The 10,324-nt window shown below is 72.9% G+C and carries 10 protein-coding genes; 9 read left to right on the top strand and 1 reads right to left on the bottom strand.

From position 1 onward, the window contains the following. On the bottom strand, nucleotides 1-609 hold a 609-nt coding region (locus GTW40_RS33415), incomplete at its 3' end, for a dihydrofolate reductase family protein (protein WP_237525791.1). Nucleotides 610-645: 36 nt separating this feature from the next. Between GTW40_RS33415 and zapE the strand changes: the two genes are divergently transcribed. The 9 genes from zapE to GTW40_RS28705 form a co-directional block, all read left to right on the top strand. Further along, the gene (gene zapE / locus GTW40_RS28745; RefSeq protein WP_161183060.1) at nucleotides 646-1,755 is read left to right on the top strand and encodes a cell division protein ZapE; all 1,110 of its coding nucleotides are present in this window, start codon (nucleotides 646-648) and stop codon (nucleotides 1,753-1,755) included. Nucleotides 1,756-2,466: 711 nt separating this feature from the next. Next, entirely contained in the window at nucleotides 2,467-3,045 is a 579-nt protein-coding gene (locus GTW40_RS28740) for a carbonic anhydrase (protein ID WP_161183059.1), read from the top strand. Then, on the top strand, nucleotides 3,042-4,574 hold the full coding sequence (locus GTW40_RS28735; protein WP_161183058.1) for a SulP family inorganic anion transporter: 1,533 nt from the start codon (nucleotides 3,042-3,044) through the stop codon (nucleotides 4,572-4,574). The genes GTW40_RS28740 and GTW40_RS28735 overlap by 4 nt, the downstream gene beginning before the upstream one ends. Nucleotides 4,575-4,715: 141 nt before the next feature. Beyond that, on the top strand, nucleotides 4,716-5,636 hold the full coding sequence (locus GTW40_RS28730; protein ID WP_161183057.1) for a slipin family protein: 921 nt from the start codon (nucleotides 4,716-4,718) through the stop codon (nucleotides 5,634-5,636). 119 nt (nucleotides 5,637-5,755) lie between these two features. Beyond that, nucleotides 5,756-6,619: a polysaccharide deacetylase family protein gene (locus GTW40_RS28725; RefSeq protein ID WP_161183056.1), complete on the top strand. Its 864-nt coding sequence runs from the start codon at nucleotides 5,756-5,758 to the stop codon at nucleotides 6,617-6,619. A gap of 99 nt (nucleotides 6,620-6,718) precedes the next feature. Continuing rightward, the gene (locus tag GTW40_RS28720; RefSeq protein WP_161183055.1) at nucleotides 6,719-7,462 is read left to right on the top strand and encodes a peptidyl-tRNA hydrolase; all 744 of its coding nucleotides are present in this window, start codon (nucleotides 6,719-6,721) and stop codon (nucleotides 7,460-7,462) included. Between the two features lie 52 nt (nucleotides 7,463-7,514). Beyond that, nucleotides 7,515-8,324: a methyltransferase domain-containing protein gene (locus GTW40_RS28715; RefSeq protein WP_161183054.1), complete on the top strand. Its 810-nt coding sequence runs from the start codon at nucleotides 7,515-7,517 to the stop codon at nucleotides 8,322-8,324. A gap of 146 nt (nucleotides 8,325-8,470) precedes the next feature. Continuing rightward, nucleotides 8,471-9,790, top strand: a complete 1,320-nt coding sequence (locus GTW40_RS28710; protein ID WP_161183053.1) for a DUF692 domain-containing protein — start codon at nucleotides 8,471-8,473, stop codon at nucleotides 9,788-9,790. 132 nt (nucleotides 9,791-9,922) lie between these two features. Next, on the top strand, nucleotides 9,923-10,324 hold a 402-nt coding region (locus tag GTW40_RS28705), incomplete at its 3' end, for a TIGR04222 domain-containing membrane protein (protein WP_161183052.1).

Raw genomic sequence — 10,324 nt, 5'->3', positions numbered from 1 at the left:
GTCGGCGGCCGCGTCGGCGCCGGTGAGCAGCACCGTCGGCACCAGGGGCGAGGTGAACAGCGGCAGCGAGAAGTCGAGGTCGAGCGCGGCGGTGACGATCGCGATCGCCGGTGCCGGACCCTGCCCCGCCGCCTCCCGCGCGGCGGCGAACTCGGCCCGCGCCCGGGCGGGCCGGTACCCCTCCTGCCGTACCGTCTCCGCGCCCACCAGCACCACGTCCGCGAGCGCCCGCAGCGTGCCGAAGATCCGCATGTCGGCCGCACAGGAGATGGGGTGGGAGTGCCCGTCGTGCTGGGCGGCGCCGTCGAGCGTGGAGACCATGTTCGCCCGCAGGTACGGGCGGGGCGCGGCGGGGTCCGGCGCCGGATAGGCGTACGCCGCGGCCAGCTCCGCGAGCGGCCACTCACCACCGGAGCCGGACGGCGCCGTGCCACGGGAGCCATAGGGGACCGCGCCACCGGAGCCGACAAGGGCCGCGTCACCGGTGCCGCCAGAGACCGCACCACCAGCCCCGCCAGGAACCGCCCCACCAGAGCCCGCAGGCCCCGCGCCACCCCCGTCAGGGGCCTGGGCTGCTGTTTCGTGGGTCACAGGGAACAGGCGTCGCATTCGTGCAGTCTGACATGACGCTTAGCATGGGTAATCGTGTCGTCCTCCACCACCGCCTCCGGTTCCGGCAAGCTGACCGGCGCGGCCCCGCTGTCCCTGTGCGCGCGCGAGCCGCACGTCCCCGCCGACCGTCTGGTCGCGGAGATGGTGCCGCCGCCCCGCTTCGACTCGGTGCGCTTCGCCACGTACATCCCGGACCCGAACCAGCCCAGCCAGACGGACGCCGTCCATGTGCTGGAGACCTTCGCGACCGGACTCGGCGGTGTGCACGCCTCCACCGCCAAGCGCGGCTTCCTCGGCTTCGGCCGGGCGAAGGCCCCCAAGACCCCGGCGGGACCGCGCGGGGTGTACCTCGACGGCGGCTACGGCGTCGGCAAGACCCACCTCCTCGCCTCCCTCTGGCACGCCACCCCCGCCGAGCCCTCCCGCAAGGCGTTCGGCACCTTCGTGGAGCTGACCAACCTGGTCGGCGCCCTCGGCTTCCAGCAGACGGTGCGGACGCTGTCCGGCCACGCCCTGCTGTGCATCGACGAGTTCGAGCTGGACGACCCGGGCGACACCGTGCTGGTCTCCAGCCTGCTCGGCAAGCTGGTCGAGTCGGGCGTGGCGCTCGCCGCCACCTCCAACACGCTGCCCGGCAAGCTCGGCGAGGGCCGCTTCGCGGCGGCCGACTTCCTGCGCGAGATCCAGGGCCTGTCCGCCCACTTCCGCGCCCTGCGCATCGACGGCGAGGACTACCGCCACCGGGGTCTGCCCGAGGCCCCCGCGCCGTTCACCGACGAGCAGGTCACCCGGACGGCGCAGCGTACCGAGGGCGCTTCGCTGGACGCCTTCCCGCGGCTCCTCGACCACCTGGCCAAGGTGCACCCGAGCCGCTACGGCGCGCTGACCGACGACCTGCGTGCGGTGTGCCTGACCGATGTGCAGCCCATCCCCGACCAGTCGACCGCGCTGCGCCTCGTCGTCCTGGCCGACCGGCTCTACGACCGCGAGGTCCCGGTCCTGGCGTCGGGTCTGCCCTTCGACCGGCTGTTCAGCGAGGAGATGCTGAAGGGCGGCTACCGCAAGAAGTACTTCCGCGCGATCTCCCGCCTCACCGCGCTGGCCCGCGACGCGAAGAGTCTGGTCGACGACCGGACAAGCTGAGCACCTCATCAAGACGAACATCTCATCGGACTGACGTGTCGTCCGACTGACATCCGATCACCAAAAGAGCGGGTCAGGGGCCGGTTCCGGCCACCCGACCCGCTCTTTTCACGCTCTTTTGCGCGTGTAACCCGACGTTAACCTTGCAAAGCCCCTCGCCGGGTTAACGTATTTCTTGACCAGCCATTGACCAACGCTTGGCGCGTGCGAGAGACGCGGGTTTCCGCAGGGGGGTGCGCATGTCCCGGTGTACGACGGCCCGTTCCGTCCTCGCTCTGCTCGCCGCCGCACTGCTCGCCCTCCAGCTCTTCGCACCCACGGGAACCTTCGCATCCGCGCATACGCTCGGTGAGACCCAGGCCAACGACGCCCCCGGCATCGCGCTCGCCCTGCAACCGGCGACCGCGTCCGACGGGGAGACGATCCGTGAGCCAGGCCGCTCCCGGGCACCCCACAGCACCCCGCACACCCGCGACAACCGGCGCGGCGCCGCATCCGGGGACGGTCCCGAGCGCCCCCTCATAATCCGGCGAGCGGCCGTCCCGGCACCGCCCGTGGCCGGTTCCCCGCACCCCCGTGTCCCGAGATCCTCCGGAGTCCGTTCACCGGCAGTGCTTCAGGTCTTCCGCTGCTGAGAGCGGGCTCACCTCCCCCCACGTACGTCGTGCAAGACCGACGCGCCATGAGGCGCGCCAGGAGGAGTCCACACACATGCAGCCCCTCATCGACAACGCCCGCACCTTCGGTCAGCGCCCTGAGGAGTTCGCCAGGCTCGCCGAGGGCCAGTCGCCCCAGGTCCTGTTCATCACCTGCTCCGACTCCCGGGTCGTCCCGGCCCTGATCACGGGCGCCCGCCCCGGCGAGCTCTTCGAGCTGCGCACCGCGGGCAACATCGTCCCGCCGTACGCCTCCGAACGGCCGACCGGCGAGGCCGCCACCGTCGAGTACGCCGTGGAGGTGCTGGGCGTCCGCGACATCGTCGTCTGCGGGCACTCGCACTGCGGCGCCGTCGGCGCGCTGGTGCGCGGCGACGACCTGGACGCCGTACCCGCCGTGCGCGACTGGCTGGCGCACGCGACCCCGCGCCCGGCCGGCGCGGCCGAGGACCCCGAGGTCGCCGAGGGCGTCCAGAGCCATGTGCTCACCCAGCTGCTGCGGCTGCGCTCGTACCCGTGCGTGGAGCGGCGCGTCGCGCAGGGCGTGCTCGGCCTGCACGGCTGGTACTACGAGGTGCACACCGGCGCCGTCCGCTCGCACCGTCCGCGGACCGACACCTTCGAGGCCCTGTGAGCGCGCCCGCGGACCGGCGCGGCCGGGCCGGTCTCATAGCCCGTCATCCGCATCTGCGGCAGGACCTCACCGCGTCCCTCGTCGTCTTCCTGGTCGCGCTCCCGCTGTGCGTGGGCGTGGCCGTCGCCTCCGGTGTCCCGGCCGAGCTGGGGCTTGTCACCGGCATCGTGGGCGGTCTGGTCACCGGCATGATGCGCGGCAGCAGCCTTCAGGTGTCCGGGCCCGCCGCAGGACTGACCGTGCTCGTCTTCGAGGCGGTCCAGGAGCACGGGCTGCCCATGCTGGGCGTGCTCGTGCTGGTCACCGGTCTGCTCCAGGTGCTCATGGGCACGCTGCGGCTCGGCCGGTACTTCCGGGCGATCTCGCTCTCGGTCGTCGAGGGGATGCTGGCCGGAATCGGTCTGGTGCTCGTGGCCGGACAGCTGTACCCGGCCATGGCGGCCAAGGCGCCCGACTCCGGCATCGCCAAGATGGCCGGGCTGCCGTCGGGGCTCGGCTCCGCGCTGGGCGACGGCGAGGCGCTGGCCTCGCTCGGGCTGTGCGCGGGCACGATCGCGGTCCTGGTGCTCTGGAAGCACCTGCCCGCCCGGGTGCGGGCGCTGCCCGGTCCGCTCGCGGCCGTCGGGCTCGCCATGCTCGCGGTGTCGGTGCTGGGCCTGCCGGTGGCGACCGTGCGGGTGAGCGGGCTCATGGACGCGCTCCAGCCGCCGCCCCTGAGCGCCTTCGGCGAGCTGTGGCATCCGGCGGTGATCGGCACGATCGTCGCGTTCACGCTGATCGCGTCCGCCGAGTCGCTGTTCAGCGCGGCGGCCGTGGACCGGCTGCACGACGGGCCGCGCACCTCCTACGACAAGGAGCTGATCGCCCAGGGCACGGGCAACGCGGTGTGCGGGGTGCTCGGCGCCCTGCCGATGACCGCGGTGATCGTGCGCAGCGCGGCCAACGTCCAGGCCGGAGCCCGTACGAAACTGTCCCGGGTGGCGCACGGCGTCTGGCTGCTGCTGTTCGCCGCGCTGCTGCCGGGCGTCCTGGAGTACATCCCGATACCGGCACTCGCGGGCGTCCTGATCTACTCCGGCGCCAAGCTGGTGCCGCTGCGGCAGCTGGCCAGGCTGTGGCGCGAGCACCGGGGCGAGGCGCTGGTGCTCGCCGTCACGGCGGTGTCGATCGTGGCGGTGGGCATGTTCGAGGGCGTGCTCGTCGGTCTCGCGCTGGCGGTCGTCAAGGCGGCCTGGGAGGCCTCGCACATCCGGCTGACGGTCGTGGACAAGGGCGCGGGCCCGGTGGACGCGTATCTGTCGGGCAACGCGACCTTCCTGCGGCTGCCGAAAATACTGGACAGCCTGGAGTCACTCCCCCAGGACCGGCCGATCCGGCTGGACCTGTCGGGCCTGCTCCACCTGGACCACGCCTGCCGCAGCGCCCTGGAGAACTGGGCGGAGCGGCACAGCGCGGACGGCACGGAGCCGGTGCGGATGACGTCACCGGTACGGCCGGGCGAGCGGGCCGGTACTCCGACGGCGGGCTGAGCCGGAGCCGGGACGACGACCCGGCCTCTCCTGGTTCTCACCCTGGTCGCCGAGATCGTGGCCTCCGGCACCCACCCGGGCATATCGTGATAAAAGCGAACGGATCCGACTATCGGGTAACCCTCGGGGAAGGGGGACACCATGATTGCCGAGCTGGTGGCGGCCGTCGCGGTGGCCGGTGGCGCCTCTCTGGTGTATCTGGCCGCGGCGGCACGCGTGGTCAAGCAGTACGAGCGGGGTGTCCTGTTCCGGCTGGGACGGCTCACGGGCGAACCCCGGCCGCCGGGCCTGACACTGGTGGTCCCGGTCGTCGACCGGCTGCACAAGATCAACATGCAGATCGTGACGATGCCGATCCCCGCCCAGGAGGGCATCACGCGCGACAACGTGACCGTACGGGTGGACGCGGTCGTCTACTTCCGGGTGGTGGACCCGGCGAGCGCGCTGGTCAAGGTGGAGGACTACCGGTTCGCGGTCTCGCAGATGGCGCAGACCTCGCTGCGGTCGATCATCGGAAAGAGCGACCTGGACGACCTGCTCTCCAACCGGGAGAAGCTCAACGAGGGCCTGGAGCTGATGATCGACAGCCCGGCCGTGGGCTGGGGCGTCCAGATCGACCGGGTGGAGATCAAGGACGTGTCGCTGCCCGACACCATGAAGCGGTCCATGGCCCGCCAGGCCGAGGCGGACCGGGAGCGCCGGGCCCGCATCATCAACGCCGACGCCGAGTTCCAGGCGTCCAAGAAGCTCGCCCAGGCGGCCCAGCAGATGGCGGACACCCCGGCGGCGCTCCAGCTCCGCCTCCTCCAGACGGTCATGGCCGTCTCCGCCGAGAAGAACTCCACCCTGGTCCTGCCCATCCCGGTGGAACTGCTCCACTTCCTGGAACGCGGCAACCGCGAGCCGGGCCCCCCGTCGGAAAACGGCGACAAGCCCGCGACGAAGCGGCAGCCGGACGAGCCCCCGGAGTCCGTCGAGGCCATCGAAGCGGTTCCCCTGACCGACCCCGTCCTCGGTCTCGGCCCGGTGGTGGACCCGGCGACTCCGCCCGAGCGGGCCTGAGCGCCCGCACCGGCCCGCTCCACGCCAAGAGGGCCCCACACCCGCCGGGCGGGTGACCGTGCCGTCGCGTCGGCGGGTGGTTGGCCAAGCCCGCCTCCGTGCGGTCCTATTTTCATACGGTGATTGCACACGCACGCCGTATCACCGCCGTCTGCGTCCTCGGCGCGACCCTCGCCGCCTGTGGTGGCGCGGGTACGTCCGGCACCGCACGACCGGCCCCCGCCCAGCCCCATTCGTCCTCCCCGTCCCCGTCTCCCTCCAGTACGCGTCCCCCGGTCATGGCCCCGGGTCCGGGCGGTCTGACACCGGTGTTCGCGCACGGGCCGCGTGACCGGGGCAAGACCGTCGCGCTGACCTTCGACGCCGACATGACCGCCGACGAGGGGCCGCGCGCGGCCGCCGGGGAGCACTTCGACAACCCCGGGCTCATCTCCGCCCTGCGCTCGCTGAAGGTCCCGGCGACCGTGTTCATGACCGGAAAGTGGGCCGAGACGTACCCCGACGAGGCCCGCTCCCTCGGTCACGACCCGGGCTTCGAGGTGGCCAACCACTCCTACAGCCACTACGCGTTCACCTCCAGCTGCTACGGCCTGCCGACCATCGCGCCGGACCAGATCCGCACGGAGGTCGACCGCACGTACACGTCACTGCGCAAGGCGGGCGTGCCGAACCCGATGCCGTACTTCCGCTTCCCGGGCGGGTGTTACGACAACCGGGTGCTGCGCACGCTCAACGCCACCGGGGTCACCGCCGTCCAGTGGGACGTGGTGAGCGGGGACGCGTTCGCCACCGACGCCGACGCGGTCGTACGGCAGGTGCTCGACGGGGTGAAGCCCGGTTCGGTGGTCGTCATGCACTGCACCCGCAGCGCGGCGCCGACGACCGAGCGGGTCGTGCGCGCGGTGGTGCCGGAGCTGCGCAAGCAGGGGTACACCTTCGTGAAGGTCTCCCAGCTGATCGGCGCGACGGCGGGCCACCGCTGACCGTCGGGCCATCGACAAGACCCCGAGCCGCCGTCCGGCACCGGGCCGTGGCGGACCGTCCCGCCCGGCGCCGGACGGCGGCTCGTAGGGTTGGCTCCCGTGAGTGAAGATCCCGCAGTCCCCGCGACCAGCCAGACCAGCCAGACCAGCCAGACCAGCCCCTTCCAGGACGAGCGCAACGCCCGCGACGAGGCGCCCCAGTTCGTGCTGCCCCTCGTCGTACGCATCGAGCGCGACGCCCCACCCGCCCGCACCGACGCCCTGGAGACCGCCGCGCGCGCCGTGCTCCTGCTGCTCGCCGACGAGCGGTCGGCCGGTGACGGGGAGTGGGCCGACGCCGTACGGAACTGGGAGGACGCCCGCATCCGCAAGGTCGTCCGGCGGGCACGCGGTGCCGAGTGGCGGCGCGCCGGGACCCTGGACGGGATCACGGTGACCGGTACGTCGGCCGAGGTGCGGGTCTTCCCACCCGTCCCGCTGGACGGCTGGCCCAAGGACCTGGTCAAGCTCCAGGTCTCCGGCACCGAACTGGACGACCCGGAACCCCCCGCCACCCCCGACCCCGCGCTGCCCGTCCTCTGGCTGAACCCGGACCTGAAGATGTCCGCGGGCAAGGCGATGGCCCAGACCGGCCACGCCGCCCAACTCGCCTGGTGGGCCCTCCCGGACGCGGCCCGCACCACCTGGCACACGGCCGGTTTCCCCCTGGCGGTACGCACCGCCGACCCCGCCCGCTGGCACCAACTGTCCAGCAGCGACCTGCCGTTGGTCCGCGACGCGGGCTTCACGGAGATCGCCCCGGGCTCGGCGACGGTGATCGCCGACCACCCCGCGCTGCGGTAGCCCCCGGCCGGAAGGCATGCACCGGCCCGGTAGGTCCGTCTAGCGTGCGCTCATGGACGATCACGGTGCTGCTCATGGCTTCACGTCGGTGGACACGCAGGACCGGCCCTCCGAGTGGGCCGGCGTCCTGGACCGGCTGAGCGCGGAACCGTTCCACGCCGCGTACAAGCAGCGGTTGCGCGAGCTTCTGCGGGCCGCACCCGGCGGCCTGTTCCTCGAAGTGGGAGCGGGTACCGGCGAGGCCGCCGCAGCCCTGCGCTCGCGCGACGGGGCGGAGGTCGTCGCGGTCGACAACTCCCTGACGATGATCGCGCGAGCGCGGCAGCGCGGGCTCCCGTTCGCGGCCGTCGCGGACGGGCACCGGCTGCCGTTCCCGGCGGGGCGGTTCGACGGGGCTTGGGCGGACCGGGTGCTCCAGCACGTCGCCGAACCGGACCGGGGGGTGGAGGAGTTGCTGCGGGTGGTCCGTCCCGGCGGGCGGGTGGCGCTGGCGGACCCCGACTACGACACGCAGGTGCTCGACATCGGGGACCAAGAGCTGGCGCGCCAAGTGCTGCGCTTCCGGGCCGACGTGGCGCTCCGCAACGGCTCGCTGGCCCACCGGCACGCCGGAATGCTCGCGGCCCGCGGCCTCCACGACATCACCGTGGAGGCGAGGACTCTCGTCGTGCGCGACCCGTCGGCCGTCGACCAGGTCATGGGCCTGCGCACCTGGGCGCACACCGCCGCGGACCGGGGATGTCTCGACCCGCTGGACGCGGACCGGTTCGTGGAGCGGTTCGACGACGCCGTGCGCACGGGACGCTTCACCTACGCCGTCACGTTCTTCCTGACTGCGGGCACCCTGCCCCTGCCGGGCTGACGAGCCGCCACAGCCGGGCGCACGCGCCTCCGCGCAACCTCAAATGTTCCTCTGAAGCCGTCCCGTCCGGGATTCGGCGTCCCCCGCCGGGGTCATACCCCCGTCATCCGGAGATGACTGCCGGAGCGGGACGGGGGGACAGGGCCATGCGACGACTGGGTACGGGGATCGGCTGGCGGCCGGAGATCGCGGAGGCCGTGGCCGCGATGCCGGGCGTCGACTGGGTGGAGGTCGTGGCGGAGAACGTCTGCCCGGGGCATCTGCCGGAGGCGCTGGTGCGGCTGCGCGAGCGCGGGGTGACCGTGATCCCGCACGGGGTCTCGCTCGGCCTCGGCGGCGCGGAGCGGCCCGACGCGGGTCGGCTCGCCGCGCTCGCGGAGCGGGTGGAGGCGCTGGGGGCGCCGCTGGTCACCGAGCACATCGCGTTCGTCCGCGCGGGCGGCCCGCTCACCGCGTCCCCGTCGCTGGAGGCGGGACATCTGCTGCCGGTGCCGCGTACCCGCGACGCCCTCGACGTGCTCTGCGAGAACGTCCGCATCGCCCAGGACGCGCTCCCGGTCCCGCTGGCCGTGGAGAACATCGCCGCGCTGTTCTCCTGGCCCGGCGAGGAGCTGACCGAGGGACAGTTCCTGTACGAGCTGGCCGAGCGGACCGGCGTACGGCTGCTCATCGACGTGGCCAACCTGCACACCAACCACGTCAACCGGGGCGAGGACCCGGCGCGGGCGCTCACGGAACTCCCCGTGGAGGCCATCGCGTACGTCCATGTCGCGGGCGGCTACGAGCGCGACGGCGTCTGGCACGACAGCCACGCGCACCCCGTGCCGGAGCCGGTGCTCGACATCCTCACCGACCTCGCCTCCCGGGTCGCACCGCCCGGCGTACTCCTGGAGCGGGACGACAACTTCCCCGAACCCGCCGAGCTGGAGCGGGAGTTGACACGGATCAGGGCCACCGTGGACGCGGCGCAACGGACCTCCCGGAGCCATGGCACCCCCGCGCCCGCCACAAGAGGCAGCGTGGCCGTGCTCGCCCGCCCCGAGGCCCGTCAGCGTCTCGGCGTCGCCCAGGCCGCCGTACTCTCCGCGCTGGTGGCGGGGACACCGGCGCCGGAGGGGTTCGACCGGGTGCGGATGGGGGTGCAGGCGCGGGCGCTCGCCGCGAAGCGGGCGTCGGTCGTGGCGAAGGTGGCGCCGGAGCTGCCGGAGATCCTCGGGGAGGGATACCGGGAGGCGTTCCTCGGCTACGCGCGCTCCCGGCCGATGCGCGGCGGCTACCGCCAGGACGCGCTGGACTTCGCCGGTCAGCTGCTGAAGACCGGGCAGCCGCTCAAGACCGGGCACCCGGCGGACGCCCGCGCTCGGCGTCGGCTGCGCGCCTGGTGGCTGGACCGCGTCGGTCCGGCACCCCGGGGCGGCGCGGCCCGGCTGCTGCGGCGCACTCTCGGGGCACTCCCGGGGCGCTGACACCCGCTGGCACCCACTGCCACCTCGCCGCTGACCTGCGGGAAAAACGGAACGTCACATACCGCTAACACTCTGTCCCAGATACTGAACAAGCCATGGCGTTTACCCTGCGTACTGACATAGAAACACTCCATGTTCTGGGTCCTTCTCCTGCTCCTGGCCTGGGGTTTCGCCGGTTTCGCGTGTACCAGGCTGTGCCTGGCCGCCGGACGCGCGGGGACCGCCGAGCGCGCCGCCGCGACGGCGGACGACCGCCACGATCTGACGCTGTACGAGGCCGCGTTCCTCTCCGGCGGCCCCGCGCGCGTCGCGGACCTGACCATGGTCCGCATGGCCCGGCAGCGCAGGCTGCTGCTCGCGCACACCGGCTGGGCCACGGTGGTGAACCCGCGCGGCCACGACGAGATGGAACGATTCGTCATAGCCGCGATCGGCCCCGAGGGGCAGTCCCGGATCGCCCCCGTACGAACCGCCGCCGCCCGCAGCGAGGCCATACAGCACCTGGGCGACCGGCTGGAGCGCGCGGGGCTCGCC

The sequence above is a fragment of the Streptomyces sp. SID4985 genome, from assembly GCF_009863025.1.
In the GTDB taxonomy this organism is placed as follows: Bacteria; Actinomycetota; Actinomycetes; order Streptomycetales; family Streptomycetaceae; genus Streptomyces.
This window is presented reverse-complemented; position numbering and strand designations above follow the sequence as displayed.